At 59.7% G+C, this 18,519-nt stretch carries 14 protein-coding genes; 9 read left to right on the forward strand and 5 right to left on the reverse strand.

What is annotated here, in order from left to right; translation table 11 throughout:
• The first annotated feature begins 55 nt into the window (after positions 1–55).
• From BN1133_RS13395 to BN1133_RS13405, 3 genes are all read left to right on the forward strand, one after another.
• The gene (locus BN1133_RS13395) at positions 56–307 is read left to right on the forward strand and encodes an FmdB family zinc ribbon protein (protein WP_050667015.1); all 252 of its coding nucleotides are present in this window, start codon (positions 56–58) and stop codon (positions 305–307) included.
• Between the two features lie 32 nt (positions 308–339).
• A complete protein-coding gene (gene aspS, locus BN1133_RS13400) occupies positions 340–2,106 on the forward strand; it encodes an aspartate--tRNA ligase (protein WP_050667016.1) in 1,767 nt (588 codons plus the stop codon).
• Between the two features lie 87 nt (positions 2,107–2,193).
• Positions 2,194–2,934, forward strand: a complete 741-nt coding sequence (locus BN1133_RS13405; RefSeq protein ID WP_050667017.1) for a YebC/PmpR family DNA-binding transcriptional regulator — start codon at positions 2,194–2,196, stop codon at positions 2,932–2,934.
• Between the two features lie 64 nt (positions 2,935–2,998).
• Here the strand turns inward: BN1133_RS13405 and BN1133_RS13410 are convergent, their stop codons facing one another.
• From BN1133_RS13410 to adhE, 5 genes are all read right to left on the reverse strand, one after another.
• A complete protein-coding gene (locus tag BN1133_RS13410; protein ID WP_050667018.1) occupies positions 2,999–4,423 on the reverse strand; it encodes a carbon starvation CstA family protein in 1,425 nt (474 codons plus the stop codon).
• Between the two features lie 118 nt (positions 4,424–4,541).
• Positions 4,542–5,249 (reverse strand): two-component system response regulator BtsR, encoded by a 708-nt coding sequence (btsR, locus tag BN1133_RS13415; RefSeq protein WP_050667019.1) that lies wholly within the window; start codon positions 5,247–5,249, stop codon positions 4,542–4,544.
• Entirely contained in the window at positions 5,246–6,916 is a 1,671-nt protein-coding gene (locus BN1133_RS13420; protein ID WP_050667020.1) for a sensor histidine kinase, read from the reverse strand. The genes btsR and BN1133_RS13420 overlap by 4 nt, the downstream gene beginning before the upstream one ends.
• Positions 6,917–7,139: 223 nt before the next feature.
• Positions 7,140–8,372 (reverse strand): cyclic di-GMP phosphodiesterase, encoded by a 1,233-nt coding sequence (locus BN1133_RS13425; RefSeq protein ID WP_050667021.1) that lies wholly within the window; start codon positions 8,370–8,372, stop codon positions 7,140–7,142.
• A 98-nt stretch (positions 8,373–8,470) separates the two neighbouring features.
• Complete coding sequence (gene adhE, locus BN1133_RS13430) at positions 8,471–11,149, reverse strand: bifunctional acetaldehyde-CoA/alcohol dehydrogenase (protein WP_082178011.1); 2,679 nt, start codon at positions 11,147–11,149, stop codon at positions 8,471–8,473.
• A 681-nt stretch (positions 11,150–11,830) separates the two neighbouring features.
• On the opposite strand from adhE, the gene BN1133_RS13435 reads away from it, so the two are divergent.
• The 6 genes from BN1133_RS13435 (at position 11,831) to oppF (ending at position 18,280) form a co-directional block, all read left to right on the forward strand.
• The gene (locus BN1133_RS13435) at positions 11,831–12,466 is read left to right on the forward strand and encodes a YchE family NAAT transporter (protein WP_050667023.1); all 636 of its coding nucleotides are present in this window, start codon (positions 11,831–11,833) and stop codon (positions 12,464–12,466) included.
• 279 nt (positions 12,467–12,745) lie between these two features.
• Entirely contained in the window at positions 12,746–14,359 is a 1,614-nt protein-coding gene (locus BN1133_RS13440) for an ABC transporter substrate-binding protein (protein ID WP_050667024.1), read from the forward strand.
• A 95-nt stretch (positions 14,360–14,454) separates the two neighbouring features.
• Positions 14,455–15,375, forward strand: coding sequence for an oligopeptide ABC transporter permease OppB (gene oppB / locus BN1133_RS13445; protein ID WP_050667025.1), 921 nt, complete (start codon positions 14,455–14,457; stop codon positions 15,373–15,375).
• Positions 15,376–15,389: 14 nt separating this feature from the next.
• On the forward strand, positions 15,390–16,298 hold the full coding sequence (gene oppC / locus BN1133_RS13450; protein ID WP_050667026.1) for an oligopeptide ABC transporter permease OppC: 909 nt from the start codon (positions 15,390–15,392) through the stop codon (positions 16,296–16,298).
• A 9-nt stretch (positions 16,299–16,307) separates the two neighbouring features.
• Positions 16,308–17,288 (forward strand): ABC transporter ATP-binding protein, encoded by a 981-nt coding sequence (gene oppD / locus BN1133_RS13455; RefSeq protein WP_050667027.1) that lies wholly within the window; start codon positions 16,308–16,310, stop codon positions 17,286–17,288.
• Entirely contained in the window at positions 17,285–18,280 is a 996-nt protein-coding gene (gene oppF / locus BN1133_RS13460; RefSeq protein ID WP_050667028.1) for a murein tripeptide/oligopeptide ABC transporter ATP binding protein OppF, read from the forward strand. Before oppD ends, oppF begins: the two co-directional genes overlap by 4 nt.
• Positions 18,281–18,519 lie beyond the last annotated feature (239 nt).

Here is an 18,519-nt window from a genome sequence, read left to right on the forward strand (position 1 = left end):
GAGCGGGCTTTTCCTCTATAATGTGCCCCCTTTTGTTACCAAATTCTTGTGACCCATGCCTATCTACGAATATCGTTGCGATGACTGTGGCCATGAATTGGCAAAACTGCAAAAGCTCTCCGATGCCCCCCTGACCGATTGCCCCGCTTGTCACAAGAGCGCCTTGGTCAAACAGATCTCCGCCGCCGGCTTCCGGCTCAAGGGGTCGGGGTGGTACGAGACCGACTTCAAACCGGGCAAGAAAAAGAATCTGGCCAGCTGCGAGACAGACGGTGCTTGCCAGTCGTGCCCGGCGGCTCAGGGTTAACCGTCTCTCATTATTTCCGAAGGAAGAAGTCCATGCGCACACATTATTGCGGACAGGTCAACGAGGCCCATGAAGGGCAGACCATTACTCTCTGTGGCTGGGTGCACCGCCGTCGCGATCTCGGTGGTCTCATCTTTATCGACATGCGTGACCGTGAGGGGCTGGTTCAGGTCTTCTTCGATCCGGACAGGCCCGAGGCCTTTGCCCTGGCCTCCGAGCTGCGCGGCGAGTTCTGTATCCAGGTCAAGGGTGTGGTCCGTCTGCGTCCTGAGTCCCAGCGCAACGGCGAGATGGCCACCGGTGCCATCGAGGTGTTCGGCCACGAGCTGACCATCATCAACCGCGCCGAGCCCCTGCCGCTGGACTTCAACCAGGTCAACAGCGAAGAGGTGAGCCTCAAGTATCGCTACCTGGACTTGCGTCGCCCCGAGATGGCCAGGTTCCTGAAGACCCGTGCCAAGGCCAGCGCCTTCGTGCGCCGCTTCATGGACGAGCACGGCTTCCTCGACATCGAGACCCCGATGCTGACCAAGGCCACCCCGGAAGGGGCTCGTGACTACCTGGTACCGAGCCGTGTGCACAAGGGCAAGTTCTACGCCCTGCCCCAGTCCCCGCAGCTGTTCAAGCAGCTGCTGATGATGTCCGGCTTCGACCGTTACTATCAGATCGTCAAGTGCTTCCGCGACGAAGACCTGCGTGCCGACCGCCAGCCGGAATTCACCCAGATCGACGTGGAGACCTCCTTCATGACCGCACCCCAGGTGCGCGAAGTGATGGAAGAGATGATCCGCAAACTCTGGCTGCACATCCTGGACGTGGATCTGGGCGACTTCCCCATCATGACCTTCGACGAGGCGATGCGCCGCTATGGCTCCGACAAGCCGGACCTGCGTCTGCCCATGGAGCTGGTCGATGTGGCAGATCTCTTGTCTGCCGTCGAGTTTGCCGTGTTCGCCGGCCCGGCCAACGATCCGAAAGGCCGTGTGGCTGCCCTGAAGGTGCCGGGCGGCGCCGAGCTCTCTCGCAAGCAGATCGACGACTACACCAAGTTCGTCGGCATCTATGGTGCCAAGGGTCTGGCCTGGATGAAAGTCAACGAGGCCGCCAACGGTCTCGAGGGCGTGCAATCCCCGGTAGCCAAGTTCCTCTCTGACGCCATCGTGCGCGAGATCCTGGCCCGTACCGGTGCGGCCAACGGCGATATCATCTTCTTCGGCGCCGACTCCAGGAAGGTGGTGTGCGATGCCATGGGCGCCCTGCGTCTGAAAGTGGGCCGCGATCTGGGCCTGCTGGAGAACAGCTGGAAGCCCCTGTGGGTCATCGACTTCCCCATGTTCGAAGAGGATGGCGAAGGCGGTCTGGCGGCCATGCACCACCCCTTCACCTCTCCGCGCGACATGAGCGCGAGCGAGCTCAAGGCCAACCCGCTGGCGGCTTATGCCAACGCCTACGACATGGTCATCAACGGCTATGAAGTCGGTGGCGGCTCGGTGCGTATCCACAACGGCGAGATGCAGTCTACCGTGTTCGATATCCTGGGCATCGCCCCGGACGAGCAGCGCCAGAAGTTCGGCTTCCTGCTCGACGCGCTCAAGTACGGTACTCCGCCCCACGCGGGCCTGGCGTTTGGTCTGGACCGCCTCAGCATGCTGCTGACCGGCACCGAGAACATCCGCGACGTCATCGCCTTCCCGAAAACCACGGCGGCCGCCTGTCTGATGACCGACGCCCCGAGTTTTGCCAACCCGGCCCAGCTGGGCGAGCTGGCCATCGCCAGCACGGCCCAGGCCGACGAGTAAGGCACGTGGCCGCGCATTGCGCGGCCCGTTCAGTGGTTGCTGAACGATTAAATCATTGAAATTCAAAGAGTATAACGGAGAGTTTATATGGCAGGTCACAGTAAATGGGCCAACATCAAACACCGTAAGGCGGCTCAGGACGCCAAGCGTGGCAAGATCTTCACCAAGTTGATCCGTGAGATCACCACCGCAGCCCGCATGGGCGATGCCGACCCTGCCAACAACCCGCGTCTGCGCGCCGCGGTGGCAGCTGCCCTGTCTGGCAACATGACCCGTGACACCATCAACCGTGCCATCCAGCGCGGCGCCGGTGGTGGTGACGGTGAGCAGCTCGAGACCATCGTCTACGAAGGCTACGGCCCGGCCGGCTCAGCTGTCATGGTGGAGTGCCTGACCGACAACCGTAACCGTACCGTAGCCGAAGTGCGTCACGCCTTCAGCAAGTGCGGCGGCAACCTGGGTACCGACGGCTCCGTCGCCTATCTGTTCACCAAGAAGGGGGTACTGACCTTCGTGGGTGCCGATGAGGATGCCCTGATGGAAGCGGCCCTGGAAGCGGGCGCCGACGATGTGGTGAGCGAAGAGGATGGCACCATCGAGGTGTACACCACCCCGAACGACTTCGGCACCGTGCTCGATGCCCTGGAAGCCGCCGGCTTCAAGGCCGAGAACGCCGAAGTGACCATGATCCCCTCCACCGAAGCCGAGCTGGACGCCGAGACCGCGCCCAAGCTGATGCGCCTCATCGATATGCTGGAAGATCTGGACGACGTGCAGGAGGTGTACCACAACGGCTCCATCTCCGACGAGATCGCCGCCACCCTGTAAGGGAAGAGGCGAAGAGAAGCAAAGAGGGCTGCCCATGGGCAGCCCTCTCTTTTATGGCTGGATATCAGGCGTTTTCCTCTTCCCGGGCCAGGGCGGCCGGTCGGAACTTCACCAGGAAGGCGGTGGTGATGGCCAGGGTGGAGCCTACTCCGATCAGAGTGGAGAGGGTCATCCCCAGGCCGAAGCCGATGGGGGCGTTGGCCAGATAGGTGATGCACACAGTGGTCATGAACATGGCCGGCAGGGTGCAGATCCAGTGCAGTTTGCCCTCCTTGATGAGGTAGGCCGCCGCCGTCCACAGCATGATGACTGCCGTGGTCTGGTTGGCCCAGCCGAAGTAGCGCCAGATCACCCCAAATTCAGCCTTGGAGATGATAAAGCCGATGATAAACATGGGGATGGCGATGAGCAGTCGCTTGGCCATCGGCTTCTGGGTCAGGTTCAGGAAGTCGGCGACGATGAGGCGGGCGCTGCGAAACGCGGTATCACCCGAGGTAATGGGCAGGATCACCACGCCGAGGATGGCCAGGATGCCACCGACACTGCCAAGCAGGCTGGTGGAGACCTCGTGTACTACGGCAGAAGGGCCGCCATTGGCCAGCGTGGCGTTGAGGGCATCGGTGCTCTCGTAGAAAGAGAGGCCCAGGGTACACCAGATGAGGGCGATGATCCCTTCACCAATCATGGCGCCGTAGAAAATGAAGCGGCCGGATTTTTCGTTCTGCATGCAGCGCGCCATCAGCGGGGACTGGGTGGCGTGAAAGCCGGACACGGCGCCGCAGGCGATGGTGATGAAGAGCAGGGGCCACAGGGGCAGCTCGGTCGGGTGCAGATTGGAAAAATCCATCCCTGTGTTGTAGAAACCCTTGCCCGAGGCGATGAGGCCGATGATGAGGCCGACCGACATGAAGACCAGCAGGGCGCCGAAGATGGGGTAGAAGCGACCGATGATCTTGTCGATGGGGACTATGGTCGCGAGGATGTAGTAGGCGAAGATGGCGCCAATCCAGTAGACCAGATCGATGGAGGTGAGGTTGGCGAGCAGACCCGCCGGGCTCAGTACGAACACCACGCCCACCAGCATCAGAAGCAGCACGGCGAAGAGGTTCATGAAGTGCTTGGCGGCCTTGCCCAGATGCTCACCGACCACGGTCGGGACCGACGCGCCTCTGGCCCGTACCGACAGCATGCCGGAGAAGTAGTCGTGTACCGCGCCGGCGAAGATGCAGCCGAAGACGATCCAGAGCATGGCAACCGGGCCATAGAGGGCACCCAGGATGGGGCCGAAGATGGGACCGACGCCGGCGATGTTGAGCAGCTGTACTAGGTAGACCTTCTTGTCCGACATGGGGACGTAATCCACCCCGTCGGCCATGGTGACTGCCGGGGTAGCCTGTTCGGGCCGGGGCCCGAAGATGTTTTCTACGAACTTGCCGTAGAAGAAGTAGCCGGCCACGAGCAGACCGACACAGAGGAAGAACCAGATCATTTCGACGCTCCTTTTCTTTTATCGTGTCTCGCATAGTAGGAGCGTGCAGACCAGGGGGCAGCCACTTTGCCGTGAGCGGCGATCTGGCTCGATAAGCGGTCATCGCTTGTGATCTGCCTCACGCCAGGCCGAGTTGCTCACGGATGGGGCGCAGGAAACGACGGCTCACCGGCACGGCCTGATCGCCGGGTGTGATGAGTTCCACCTGATGACCATCGGTGCGCAGCTCCCGAATGGCGGCAGGGTGGACCAGATACTGGCGATGGCAGCGTATCAGGGGGGTGCGCTCCTCCAGCGTCTTGAGGGTCAACTGCGTGTGCAGCAGCTCCCCTTCACGGGTGTAGATATGAACGCCGCCGGGGTCGGAGAAGGCGATCGCCACCTCATCGAGGGGGACGACCCTGACCCTGTCGTGGCAGTATGCGGGCAGGCGGGTGAGGGGCGGCACCAGGGGGGCGAGAGCCTGGGGGGTAAGATCCTGACGCAGCCGCTGCAGGGTCTTCTCGAGACGGCACGGCTCTATGGGTTTGAGCAGATAGTCGAAGGCGTTCTCCTCGAACGCCTGCACCGCATAGTCGTCGAAGGCGGTGACGAAGACGACCCGGGGCAGGGGGGGGGTGAGCAGGGCCAACAGTTCCATGCCGCTTAACTGGGGCATCTGGATATCGAGAAACAGCACATCGGGTCTGTGCTGCTGGGTCAGGGCGAGGGCCTCGATGGCGTTGGCCGCCTCGCCGAGGATCTGGAAGTCGCTCTGCTCGGCCAGCAGTGTCCTGAGCTCGGCACGGGCATAGCGTTCGTCGTCGATGATGAGGGCGGTGATCATGGGTGCTCTCTGGGCAGGCTCAGTATGATGCGAGTATGACAGTCGGGTTGGCACTCCACCGTCAGGGCGGCACGGGGACCACAGGCGCTCTTGAGGCGACGCTCCACCAGCGTCATGCCAAGTCCCTCTCCCCCCTCATGTTGGCGCCACAGGCCGGCGTTGTCCTCGATGATGAGTGCTATCTCCTCCCCCCTCTCTTCGCTGGCGATGAGGATCTTTCCCTGGGTGAGCAGTTGCGCCGTACCGTGCTTGATGGCGTTCTCGATGAGGGGCTGCAGGGTAAAACTCGGCAGTTTCAACGTCAGATGGGCGGGATCGATGTGGCGCTCGACGCTCAGATGATCCCCGAAGCGGGCCAGCTCTATCTCCAGGTAGTCGTCACAGTGCGCCAGCTCCTCGGCCAGGGTCGAGAGTCCCTCCGGACGTTTGAGGTTTTTGCGAAAGAAACGGGAGAGGTGCAGCAGCAACTCCCGCGCGCGCTGGGGGTTGCTGCGGGTGATGGCGCCTATGGTGTTGAGGGTGTTAAAGAGGAAATGGGGATTGACCTGGGTGTGCAGCACCCTGAGCTCGGCCTGCATCAGCTGATGTTTTTGTTGCTCCAGACGGCCGCTGAGCAGCTGGTGGGAGAGCAGAGTGGCGATGCCCTCACCCAGAGTCCGGTTGAACTTGAGAAAGAGTCGCTGCCTGGGTTCATAGAGCTTGATGGTGCCGATCACCTCCTGCTCCCCTTGCAGCGGGATCACCAGCACCGAGCCGAGGGGGCAGCGACTGGCCAGCGAACACTGATAGGGCGTGCTGTTGCCATCGGCGAACAGTACCCGGTTTTGGGCCATGGCATCCAGGGTGAGGGGCGAGGAGATGGGCGTGCCGGGCAGGTGGTGATCCTGGCCGATACCGGTGAAGGCGAGGATGGCATGTCGATCCGTGATGGCGACGGCGCCAACGCCTGTCTCTTCGTGCACGATGCGGGCGATGGCGCGGCTCGCCTCCGGGGTAAAGCCGTCGTGGAGCAGCCCCACAGTGCGCTGGGCGATACGCAGGGCCTTGGCCGACGAATCGCTCGAGAACTTCTCATACATCCATTTCTGATCGCGGATCATGCTGATAAAGAGGGCTGCCCCCAGCGCATTGGCGGTCAGCATGGGGATGGCGATATGGCGCACCAGCTCCAGGGCCTCACCGGAGGGTTTGGCCACCAGCAGTATGATGATCATCTGCAACGCCTCGGCCACGAAGGTGGTGATGAGGGCTACCTGAGGGTGAAACAGGGCATCGAGACGATCCCGACGCAGCAGATACCAGTGCACCAGGCCACCGAGCAGTCCCTCAACCGTGGTGGAGATGGCGCAGGCCACATCGGTAAACCCGCCCAGGGTCCAGCGATGCAGACCACCGGTGAGACCCACCAGCAGGCCGGTGAGAGGGCCTCCGAGCAGGCCTCCCAGCACGGCTCCGACGGCTCGGGTGTTGGCGATGGCCCCCTGGATCTCCAGGCCAAAATAGGTGCCCATGACGCAAAACGAGGAGAAGAGAAAGTAGATGACCACCTTGTGGGGCAGGCGCACCGAGTAGTTGACCAGGGGGTGGAAGAGGGGCGTCTTGGAGAAGAGGTAAGCGATGACCAGAAAGACGCTCATCTGTTGCAGCAGGGAGAGAACCAGCAGCATCTTATTCATCCTTGCTGAAAACCGGCGCCATGGTACGCACTGGGGTCAGCAGTGGAAGCGTGGGGATGCCATAACGGGATCCCTCTCACACTTCCCCCCTTCGGCGATAACGGGCTCAAGACCAGTCGATTTTTTGCGCACCCCTTCTCGGGGCTGGAAATGAGAGGTCAGGGCTGATTATTCATGGTTGTCCAATGAGTTATCCCCAGCTTCTGGGGATAACTCAGAAAGCAAAATAATAACTGAAGCGACGGGTCAGGTTGAAAAACTGGCGCTGCGCCTCGTCGAGCTCCTCGATGAGGCAGGCTCGCACTATGGTGCGCTCATCCTCTTTGAGGTCCACCATGGCAACCCCCTCAGGCCTCTGTCCCTTGATGTAGGGCAGGATCTTGGGTTTGAGGGTGGAGGAGGGCTCGGAGGAGAGCACCAGTGCAATACTCTCGTCCGAGAGCTGAACCAGGGTCCCCGGGGGATAGATCCCCAATATCTTGATGAGCAGCTTGACCTGGTCTGGCTCGAACTTGCCTTGCGACTGCTTGAAGAGCTGGCTGACCACCTGGTTGGGTGGGGCCGGAAAGCCACTCATGCGCGGATGGAGCAGCTCGTCATAGTAATCGACCAGACCGATGAGGCGCGCCAGTGGGGAGATCTCCTCCCCCTTGAGCCCCTTGGGATAGCCGCTACCGTCGAGTCGCTCGTGGTGCTGAATGGCGACGGCACGCACCTTGGGTTCGAAGGCCTTGAGTTGGGCCAGCATCTCGAAGCCGTACTGGGGATGCATGCGCAGGAAGTTGATCTCGGCCTTGCTGAGCTCGCCGCGCTTTTGGGTGATCTGGGTCGGGACCCTGAGCTCTCCGATGTCATGTATCAGGCCCGCTAGCCCCACCTCCTCGATCTCGACCGGATTCATGCCGAGCTCCCTGGCGATCAACATGGCCAGATAGGCGACGTTGAGGCTGTGCTGCAGCAGGACGTCCGTGTGAGTCGAGCGGATAAGGTGCAGGCCGAGGGGGCCCTCGTGCAGGGCGATCTGGGCGGCTGCATTGCGCACTATCTGTGCCGTGTTGGCCAATCCTTCGTCGGGCTTGAGGTTGAGAGCACCAAGCGCATCGCGCAACTCGGAGACCGATTGGCTGAAGGCCTTCTCGGCCACTCGCATGGAGCGACGAAACGCCTTCTCGTCGAAAGGGGGAGGCCCGGAGGGCTCATCGATCTGGGGTGGGGGAGGCGCCTCTTCGATCACCTCACCGCGGATCAGTGGCTCGAGGGGGAGATCACTTTTGTCTGTGTCCACCATCACCAACATGGTGGAGTCCAGATGGCGAATGATGTTGAGCTGATCCTCATCCTTTATCTTGAACGCATTGAACATGAAGGGGTGGTTCTTCCATCCCCCGGGGAGATGGACGAAGTGACCGACTCTCAACTGCTCAATGGAGGCCTGGATCAGTGGCATGGTGTTATCCCTTTGCGCGATATAGCTAAACCTAGCAAGGAGATAGCAGAAAAGAAAAGCCCGCGCTGTGCGCGGGCTTCCATTTGGGGCCAAGAATATTAGGCTTTGGCCTTTTTCTTGCTGTCAGCCTTCTCTACCTTGGGGGCTTCGGCGGCGGCGACGGTGCCTTCGGTGAAGGGACGACCATAGTAGGAGTCCAGCAGCACCTGCTTGAGTTCGCTGATCAGCGGGTAGCGCGGGTTGGCGCCGGTGCACTGGTCATCGAAGGCTTCAACGGCCAGCTGGTCAACGGCAGCCAGGAAGGCCTCTTCCTGCACACCGGCTTCGCGGATGGAGGCCGGGATGCCCAGAGTGGCTTTCAACTCGTCCAACCAGGTCAGCAGCTTCTCTATCTTGACGGCGGTACGGTCACCGGCGGCAGTCAGACCCAGATGGTCGGCCACTTCGGCGTAACGACGGCGAGCCTGCGGACGGTCGTACTGGGAGAACGCGGTCTGCTTGGTCGGGTTGTCATTCGCGTTGTAGCGAATGACGTTGCTGATCAGCAGGGCGTTGGCCAGGCCGTGCGGAATGTGGAACTCGGCACCCAGCTTGTGGGCCATGGAGTGGCACACACCCAGGAAGGCGTTGGCAAACGCGATACCGGCGATGGTGGCGGCGTTGTGCACCTTCTCACGGGCGATCGGGTCGTTGGCGCCGTTCTGGTAGCTGGAGGGCAGGTAGTCCTTCAGCAGCTTCAGGGCTTGCAGAGCCTGACCGTCGGAGTACTCGTTGGCCAGCACGGAAACATAGGCTTCCATGGCGTGGGTCACGGCATCGATACCACCGAAGGCACACAGGGATTTCGGCATACCCATGACCAGGTTGGCGTCAACGATGGCCATGTTCGGGGTCAGCTCGTAGTCAGCCAGCGGATACTTCACGCCGGTAGCGTCGTCGGTCACCACGGCGAACGGAGTCACTTCGGAGCCGGTACCGGAAGTGGTGGTGATACAGACCAGCTCGGCCTTCACACCCATCTTCGGGAACTTGTAGATACGCTTGCGGATGTCCATGAAGCGCATGGCCAGGTCTTCGAAGGCGGTGTTCGGGTGCTCGTACATCACCCACATGATCTTGGCCGCATCCATCGGAGAACCACCGCCCAGGGCGACGATCACGTCCGGCTTGAAGGAGTTGGCCATCTCGGCACCCTTGCGCACCACGGTCAGGGTCGGGTCGGCTTCCACTTCGTAGAAGACTTCCACTTCCATGTTCATGCCCTTGAGCAGGCGAACCACTTCATCGGCATAGCCGTTGTTGAACAGGAAACGGTCGGTCACGATCATGGCGCGCTTCTTGCCTTCCAGGTCGCCCAGGGCGATCGGCAGGGAGCCACGACGGAAGTAGATGGATTTCGGAAGTTTGTGCCACAGCATGTTTTCTGCCCGTTTTGCGACTGTCTTCTTGTTGATCAGGTGCTTGGGACCCACGTTCTCGGAGATGGAGTTACCACCCCAGGAGCCGCAACCCAGAGTCAGGGACGGAGCCATGGCGAAGTTGTACAGGTCGCCGATACCACCCTGAGTGGTCGGGGTGTTGATCAGAATACGAGCGGTCTTCATCTTGTCGCCGAAGTACTTGATACGGTCGGCGTTGCGATCCTGGTCGGTGTAGAGGCCGGAGGTGTGGCCGATACCACCCAGGTTGACCATGTCACAGGCCATTTCGACGGCTTCTTCGAAGGTCTTGGCACGGAACATACCGAGCAGCGGGGAGAGTTTCTCGTGAGCGAACTCTTCCTCTTCACAGATCTTGAGGCCTTCGCCGATCAGGATCTTGGTGTCGGCAGGCACGGAGACACCGGCCATTTCGGCGATCTTGGTCGCAGGCTGGCCCACGATGTTGGCGTTCAGGGCACCGTTGATCAGGATGACCTTGCGAACCTTGTCAGCTTCGTCCTTGGCCAGTACATAGCCCTTGTGGGAGGCGAAACGCTCTTTGACCTGGTCGTAGACGGCGTCAACCACGATGACGGCCTGCTCGGAGGCGCAGACTACGCCGTTGTCGAAGGTCTTGGACATCAGCACGGAGGCGACGGCACGCTTGACATCGGCGGTTTCGTCGATGACCACCGGTACGTTACCGGCACCCACACCGATGGCCGGCTTACCGGAGGAGTAAGCAGCCTTCACCATGCCCGGGCCACCGGTGGCCAGGATCAGGTTGATGTCGTTGTGCTTCATCAGGGCGTTGGAGAGCTCGACGGAGGGTTGGTCGATCCAGCCGATGATGTCTTTCGGGGCACCGGCAGCAATGGCGGCATCCAGCACCAGCTTGGCGGCGGTGTTGGTGGCGTTCTTGGCGCGGGGGTGCGGAGAGAAGATGATGGCGTTACGGGTCTTCAGGGAGATCAGGGACTTGAAGATCGCGGTGGAGGTCGGGTTGGTGGTCGGTACGATACCGCAGATGATGCCCACCGGCTCGGCGATGGTGATGGTGCCCATCTCGTCATCCTCGCTCAGGATGCCGCAGGTCTTCTCTTCTTTATACTTGTTGTAGATGTATTCGGAGGCGAAGTGGTTCTTGATCACCTTGTCTTCGATGATACCCATGCCGGACTCTTCGACGGCCATCTGGGCCAGAGGGATACGGGCGTTGTTGGCGGCCAGGGCGGCGGCGCGGAAGATCTTGTCGACCTGCTCTTGAGAGAAAGTAGCGAACTCACGCTGAGCTTCCTTCACACGGGCGACCAGTGCATCCAGTTCTGCCAGGTTGGTTACTGCCATAGATGTCATCTCCTGATGATTTTTGAAAACTGTTTAACAAAACGTTGTGAGATTTTTTCAGGCCCGGCAATTATAGCCACAGCCGCGTTATCCATTCACCCCATCGGGGTATTGCATGCCTTGTTAAACTGCTTTCGACACCGATTATAGGGGGGAGGGATGCCTCAAAAAATTGATCGCGATCAAATGTAACAAAAGAACAAAAGAAATTTTTTTTCATGGGCGGGTTCATCGTGTGACCCCTGGCGCTCCAGCCGGTGATATATGCGACATACGTTTTTTTTGTTCTTTCAAAACAATGCATTATTGCTGTTTTTATCCCCTTTATCAGTATTTGCCTCCCCTCTGGCTAGAGAGTGTGCAGGGGCAGAGGGAGAAAGTCGTCAGAGATTTTCTCTTCCAATATGTCTTAAAGAGGGTGAATTTGTCTGCCTGGGCGAGGGCGATGACCCTGCTTCGGGGAGAGGCCAGGGGGTCAGGGGAGGAATGTGGGGCCCTTGTTGCGCATTTGTTCCGGATGTAGTGGTGGGTGGGCGGTTGTTAACGCACGCTGTGTTGCATATTTGTGTGTTATTAGCCGGATTATCTGGAACGGGGGGAGATGACCCAGATTAACTAATTGGTAGAGACGGGTGGCTTGATGTAAATTTACGCACGATTTAATCGTGCCCTCAGTGTGAACAGGATGCCATGGCTGAACTCGACTTCTCCCTCTACCTGAAATTTTTCATCGGCCTTATCGCCATCATCAACCCGCTCGGGTTGCTGCCTGTCTTTGTCAGCCTGACCAGCCACCAGAGCCCGGCCGAGCGGATGAAGACCAATACTACCGCCAACCTGGCCGTCATGGTGATCCTGTTGGTCTCCATGTATCTGGGGCAGCTCATTCTCGACGGGTTTGGTATTTCCCTGGCCTCGTTTCGTATCGCCGGCGGATCGCTCATCACTCTGATCGCCTGGTCCATGCTGCAGGGCAAACTCGGCGAGGTAAAACATAACAAAGAAGAGAAGGGGGAGCTGGCCGCCCGTGAGTCGATTGCTGTCGTACCCCTGGCTCTTCCCCTGATGGCGGGCCCCGGTGCCATCTCCTCGGTCATCGTCTACGCCAGCCAGAGCCACTGGCAGCAGCTGATTGGCATGTCCATCGTGGTGGTGATCTTCTCATTCTGCTCCTGGCTCATCTTTCGCGCCGCGCCTCTGCTGTTCAAGCTGATGGGCAACACGGGTATCAACGTGGTGACCCGTATCATGGGTCTTATCATGATGGCCCTGGGCATCGAGATCATGGTGGCCGGAATCAAGGCGATGTTTCCTGCCCTGATGTGATCGCTTTCACCAATAAAAAACCGGCCTTCTGGCCGGTTTTTTATTTGTTTCCTTTTGGGGGGCGATTCCCTACAATCGAGCGGATTTGTATAAAAAAGCGCCATTTTCGCGTTGAGAAATTCTGCCAGGATTGGGATTTGATGGTTTTTCATCCATGAAAAGCCAGAGTGTGCGCACGAAACTATTGCATTATTCAATAGTGCAGGGAATCATGCGCCAAGCGGGATTCTTTTCTCGTGAATGGATGTAAGCATGGAATGTTCTTGTTGGAGTATGGAAATGACTCACCAAAAAACGATTATAAATACCCTGTTGGTTGCAGCCCTGTTTGGCGGTTCGGTTCAGGCCGCCGAGGTTCCCGCCGGTACCAAACTGGCGGATGTGCAAGAGTTGGTGAAGGGGAACGGCTCCGAGCCTGCCACCCTGGACCCGCACAAGACTGAAGGAACGGTCGAATCCAATATTCTGCGCGACCTGTTTGAAGGACTGGTCGCCTCCGGCCCCAACGGGGAAGTGCTGCCTGCCATGGCGGAGTCCTGGGAGACCAAGGACAACAAGCACTACGTCTTCCACCTGCGTAAAAACGCCAAGTGGTCCAACGGTGACCCGGTCACTGCTCACGATTTTGTCTTCGCCTTCCAGCGCGCCGTGGATCCCAAGACCGCCTCTCCCTACTCCTGGTATCTGGAGATCCCGACCATCGTCAACGCCTCCGACATCATCGCAGGCAAGAAACCGGCCGACACCCTGGGCGTCAAGGCGACCGATGACTACACCTTCGAGGTGCAGCTCGAGAAAGCCATTCCCTACTTTGTCAGCATGCTCTCCCACACCACCACCTACCCGGTGCCGAAGAAGGTGATCGCGCAGTTTGGTGACAAGTGGACCCAGCCTGGCAACATGGTATCCAACGGTGCCTACGTGCTGAAAAACTGGGTAGTCAACGAGAAGGTTGAGCTCGAGCGGAACAAAAATTACTGGAATGACGCCAAGACCGTCATCAACAAGGTGACCTATCTGCCGATCCAGTCCACCAATGCCGAATTGAACCGCTATCTGGCCGGTGAAGTGGACATGACCTACAACCTGCCTATCGAGCGCTTCAAGCAGATGAAGAAAGAGAAAGGCGATGAGTTGAAGGTGACCGGCTATGTAGGAACTTACTACTACCAGTACAACTTCAAGAAGAAGCCCTTTGACGACGTGCGCGTGCGTACCGCCCTCTCCTACGCCATCGATCGCAACGTGATCGCCGACAAGGTGATGGGTCAGGGGCAGACCCCGGGCTACACGCTCGTGCCGGACTTCGTCGACGGTTTCAAACCGGTCGCTCCTGCATGGTCCAAGCTGACCCAGGCCGAGCGTGATGCCAAGGCCAAAGAGATGCTGACCGAGGCTGGTTTCGGTCCGGGCAACCCCCTCAAGTTCGAGCTGCTCTACAACACCGATGACAACCACAAGAAGGTGGCGGTGGCCGTGGCCTCCATGTGGAAGAAGCTCGGCGTGCAGGTGAGCCTGGTCAACCAGGAGTGGAAGACCTACCTGGAGACCAAGAAGCAGGGGCAGTTTGACGTGGGCCGTGCCGGCTGGATCGCTGACTACAACGAAGCCTCCTCCATGCTGGATCTGATGCAGACCACCCATGGCAACAACGACGGCAAGTACTCCAACCCCGAGTTCGACAAGCTGATGAGTGAGTCGCGCAACCAGGTGGATAGCGAGTCCCGTAACAAGCTCTATGTCCAGGCCGAAGAGATCCTGGCCAAGGATATGCCCATCGCCCCCATCTACCAGTACGTGACCGCTCGTATGGTCAAGCCCTACCTGGGCGGTTATCCGGCCAACCCGCTGGACAACCTCTACAGCAAGGACATGTACATCATCGCCCATTGATGGGTCGAGTCGCATAACAAGCAGGGGGTCCACCCGCCGGGTGGGCCCCTCATTACAAAGCGACCCTTTGGAAGCAGTTAGGACAGGTATTGTCTATGTTGAAATTTATCTTCAAGCGTCTTCTGGAAGCGATTCCGACGCTGCTGGTGCTCATCACCGTCTCCTTTTTCATGATGCGTTTCGCGCCGGGTAACCCCTTTAGCAGCGAACGCTCCCTGCCGCCCGAAGTCATGGCCAACATCGAGGCCAAGTACGGGCTCGACAAACCGATCGGGGTGCAGTACCTCACCTACCTGGGTAACCTGGTGCAGGGTGATCTCGGTCCCTCTTTCAAGTACAAGGACTTCTCCGTCAACGATCTGGTGAGTGAGGCGCTGCCGGTCTCTGCCAAGATCGGCTCGGTGGCCTTCCTGTTTGCCGTGCTGCTCGGGGTGACCTTCGGCACCATAGCCGCTCTCAAGCAAAACACCCTTATCGACTATCTGCTGATGTCGTCGGCCATGGCGGGGGTGGTGATCCCGGGCTTCGTGCTGGCGCCCTTGCTGGTGCTCTTCTTCAGTATCCACCTGGGCTGGCTGCCGGCCGGTGGCTGGCAGGGGGGCGGTATCCAGTTTATGGTGCTGCCGGTGTTTGGCATGATGATGTACTACATCTCGGCTATCTCCCGCATCATGCGTGGCAGCATGATCGAGACCATGAACTCCAACTTCATCCGTACCGCCCGCGCCAAGGGGCTGCCCCTGCGTTACATCATACTGCGCCACGCCCTGCGCCCGGCCATGCTGCCGGTGGTCTCCTACCTGGGCCCGGCGTTTGTGGGCATCATCACGGGGTCTGTGGTGATCGAGACCATTTTCGGCCTGCCGGGAATAGGTCAGCTGTTCGTCAACGGAGCGCTGAACCGTGACTACTCCATGGTGCTTGGCCTGACCATTCTGGTCGGTGCACTCACCATCACCTTCAACGCCGTGGTCGATATCCTGTATGCCTTTATCGACCCGAAAATCCGTTACTGATCAGGGAGTAGATCATGGTTGTATCAACAGAAAAGCGTGCTGCGGTTGAAACGTTCGCCCAGCAGATGGAGGTTGAGGGACGCTCCCTGTGGCAGGATGCACGGCGGCGTTTCTTCCGTAACAAGGCGGCGCTCACCAGCCTTATCATTCTGGCCATCATCTCGGTGGCGGTCATGGTGGGTCCGCATCTCTCCCAGTACACCTTCGATGATCCGGACTGGAATGCCATGCAGTCCGCTCCGGACATGGAGACGGGTCACTGGTTTGGTACCGACAGCCTGGGACGTGATCTCTTCGTGCGTACCCTGCTCGGTGGGCGTATCTCGCTCATGGTCGGCATCATGGGGGCCCTGGTGGCCGTCATCATAGGTACCCTGTATGGCGCCGCATCGGGCTTTATCGGCGGACGCGTCGACAGCCTGATGATGCGACTGCTCGAGGTGCTCAACGCCTTCCCCTTTATGTTCTTCGTCATCATGCTGGTGACCTTCTTCGGCCGTAACCTGGCGCTTATCTTCCTCGCCATCGGGGCGGTGAGCTGGCTCGACATGGCCCGTATCGTGCGCGGTCAGACCCTGAGCCTTAAGAGCAAGGAGTTTATCGAGGCAGCCCATGTTTGCGGTGTGTCGAAGTGGAAGATCATCACCCGCCATATCGTGCCGAACGTCCTCGGCATCGTGGCTGTCTACGCCACCTTGCTGGTGCCGGGCATGATCATGTTCGAATCCTTCCTGAGTTTCCTTGGCCTCGGGGTCCAGGAGCCGATGACCAGCTGGGGTGCCCTGCTGGATGAAGGCTCCAAGGCGATGGAAGTCGCCCCCTGGCAGCTCTTGTTCCCCGCCAGCTTCATGGTGGTGACCCTGTTCTGCTTCAACTTCCTCGGGGATGGTCTGCGTGACGCCCTCGACCCGAAAGATCGCTAAGGAGTTCTTATGCAGTTGCTCGATGTGAAAGATCTGCGGGTCGAGTTCAAGACCCCGGACGGCAATGTGGTGGCCGTGAACGACCTCAACTTCTCTCTGGCGGCCGGAGAGACCCTCGGCATCGTGGGTGAGTCCGGCTCGGGCAAGTCCCAGACCGCATTTGCCATCATGGGGCTGCTTGCCAAGAATGGCATCATCACCGGTTCGGCCAAGTTTCAGGGCGACGAGATCCTGAACCTGCCCGAGTCCAAGCTCAACCGTATTCGCTCCGAGAAGATCGCCATGATCTTCCAGGACCCCATGACCTCCCTGAACCCCTACATGAAGGTGAAGGATCAGCTGATGGAAGTGCTGATGCTGCACAAGGGGTTGACCCGGGCTGCGGCCTTCGAGGAGTCGGTGCGTATGCTCGATGCGGTGAAGATCCCCGAGGCGCGCAAGCGCATGGGCATGTACCCCCACGAGTTCTCTGGCGGCATGCGTCAGCGGGTGATGATCGCCATGGCGCTCTTGTGCCGGCCCCAGCTGCTTATCGCCGACGAGCCGACCACGGCGCTGGATGTGACGGTACAGGCCCAAATCATGGAGTTGATGGCAGAGCTCAAGCGTGAGTTCAACACCGCCATCATCATGATCACCCATGATCTCGGGGTGGTGGCCGGCATCTGCGACAAGGTATTGGTGATGTACGCCGGCCGTACCATGGAGTACGGCAAGGTCAATGACATCTTCTACCGCCCGAGCCACCCCTATACCGAAGGCTTGCTGCGCGCCATTCCCCGCCTTGACACCGAGGGTGAGGTGTTGCCGACCATACCGGGCAACCCGCCCAACTTGCTACGTCTGCCCGTGGGCTGCCCCTTCCAGGAGCGTTGCCACCGGGTGAGCGACCTCTGTCGCAGCCAGTCCCCCGTGCTGACTCCGTTTGGCGATGGGCGCCAGCGGGCCTGCCACTGGGTCTCTGAAGTCATGGGCAAGGAGGCGGTATGACAGTCGAGAAGAAATTGCTGCTCGAGGTCTCCGACCTCAAGGTTCATTTCAGCATCAAGAGCGATCGGGCCTGGCCCTGGGCCAAACCCTCCACTCTCAAGGCGGTAGACGGGGTGACCCTGCGCCTCTACGAGGGGGAGACCCTGGGTGTGGTGGGGGAGTCGGGCTGCGGCAAGTCGACCTTCGCCCGTGCCATCATAGGCCTGGTGCCGAGCACCGCGGGCAAGGTGGTGTGGCTCGGTAACGACCTGACCAAGCTGGATCACCAGGCGCTGCGCGAGAAGCGCAAAGAGATCCAGATGATCTTTCAGGACCCGCTGGCCTCGCTCAATCCGCGCATGACCATAGGTGACATCATCGCCGAGCCGCTTATCACCTTCTACCCGAACCTGACCCGGGATGAGGTGAAGGGCCGCGTGCGCGCCATGATGAGCAAGGTGGGCCTGCTGCCGAACCTGGTGAACCGTTATCCCCACGAGTTCTCCGGTGGTCAGTGCCAGCGTATCGGCATCGCCCGGGCGCTCATCCTCGAGCCCAAGATGATCATCTGCGACGAGCCGGTCTCGGCGCTGGATGTGTCGATTCAGGCTCAGGTGGTCAACCTGCTCAAGTCCTTGCAAAAGGAGATGGGGCTGTCGCTTATCTTCATCGCTCACGATCTCTCCGTGGTCAAACATATCTCGGATCGGGTGCTGGTGATGTATCTGGGCAATGCGGTGGAGCTCGGTGAAGGCAAGGAGATCTACGCCAACCCCCTGCACCCCTATACCAAGGCCCTGATGTCGGCGGTGCCGATCCCGGACCCGGACCTGGAGCGCAGCAAGACCATCCAGATCCTGGAAGGGGACCTGCCCTCTCCCATGAATCCCCCGTCGGGCTGTGTGTTCCGCACCCGCTGCCCCCAGGCCGGCCCCGAGTGCGCCAAGACCCGCCCCGTGCTGGAGGGGAACTTCAGCCATGCGGTCTCCTGCCTCAAGGCCGATCCGCTCTGAGCATGAAAAGAGGGGAGCCTGGCTCCCCTCTTTTTTATGCGGCGTCACAGATACCTCTTGGCGCCCTCTCGGGCGCCTGTTATTCTCCGCGCCATCAAGGGGAGTAACTTCTTTGCCGGTCTATCGTCAATTCGATGTGCTTAGCACATCCGGTAACCGGGCGGACACGAGTCCGTAAGTGAGACCTTGCCGAAAGGCGAGGTCTATCTGCTCCAAATGCAAACCCACGCCTTTCGGAC

Source organism: Aeromonas schubertii (assembly GCF_000820105.1).
Lineage (GTDB): Bacteria > Pseudomonadota > Gammaproteobacteria > Enterobacterales > Aeromonadaceae > Aeromonas > Aeromonas schubertii.

What these genes read in the sequence shown, in the direction of transcription:
- oppC (WP_050667026.1), top strand. Translation starts at nt 15,390, where the DNA reads ATGGTTGTATCAACAGAAAAGCGTGCTGCGGTTGAAACGTTCGCCCAG.
- BN1133_RS13410 (WP_050667018.1), bottom strand. Translation starts at nt 4,423, where the DNA reads ATGATCTGGTTCTTCCTCTGTGTCGGTCTGCTCGTGGCCGGCTACTTC.
- adhE (WP_082178011.1), bottom strand. Translation starts at nt 11,149, where the DNA reads ATGACATCTATGGCAGTAACCAACCTGGCAGAACTGGATGCACTGGTC.
- oppD (WP_050667027.1), top strand. Translation starts at nt 16,308, where the DNA reads ATGCAGTTGCTCGATGTGAAAGATCTGCGGGTCGAGTTCAAGACCCCG.
- BN1133_RS13435 (WP_050667023.1), top strand. Translation starts at nt 11,831, where the DNA reads ATGGCTGAACTCGACTTCTCCCTCTACCTGAAATTTTTCATCGGCCTT.
- oppF (WP_050667028.1), top strand. Translation starts at nt 17,285, where the DNA reads ATGACAGTCGAGAAGAAATTGCTGCTCGAGGTCTCCGACCTCAAGGTT.
- BN1133_RS13425 (WP_050667021.1), bottom strand. Translation starts at nt 8,372, where the DNA reads ATGCCACTGATCCAGGCCTCCATTGAGCAGTTGAGAGTCGGTCACTTC.
- BN1133_RS13420 (WP_050667020.1), bottom strand. Translation starts at nt 6,916, where the DNA reads ATGCTGCTGGTTCTCTCCCTGCTGCAACAGATGAGCGTCTTTCTGGTC.
- BN1133_RS13395 (WP_050667015.1), top strand. Translation starts at nt 56, where the DNA reads ATGCCTATCTACGAATATCGTTGCGATGACTGTGGCCATGAATTGGCA.
- oppB (WP_050667025.1), top strand. Translation starts at nt 14,455, where the DNA reads ATGTTGAAATTTATCTTCAAGCGTCTTCTGGAAGCGATTCCGACGCTG.
- BN1133_RS13405 (WP_050667017.1), top strand. Translation starts at nt 2,194, where the DNA reads ATGGCAGGTCACAGTAAATGGGCCAACATCAAACACCGTAAGGCGGCT.
- aspS (WP_050667016.1), top strand. Translation starts at nt 340, where the DNA reads ATGCGCACACATTATTGCGGACAGGTCAACGAGGCCCATGAAGGGCAG.
- btsR (WP_050667019.1), bottom strand. Translation starts at nt 5,249, where the DNA reads ATGATCACCGCCCTCATCATCGACGACGAACGCTATGCCCGTGCCGAG.
- BN1133_RS13440 (WP_050667024.1), top strand. Translation starts at nt 12,746, where the DNA reads ATGACTCACCAAAAAACGATTATAAATACCCTGTTGGTTGCAGCCCTG.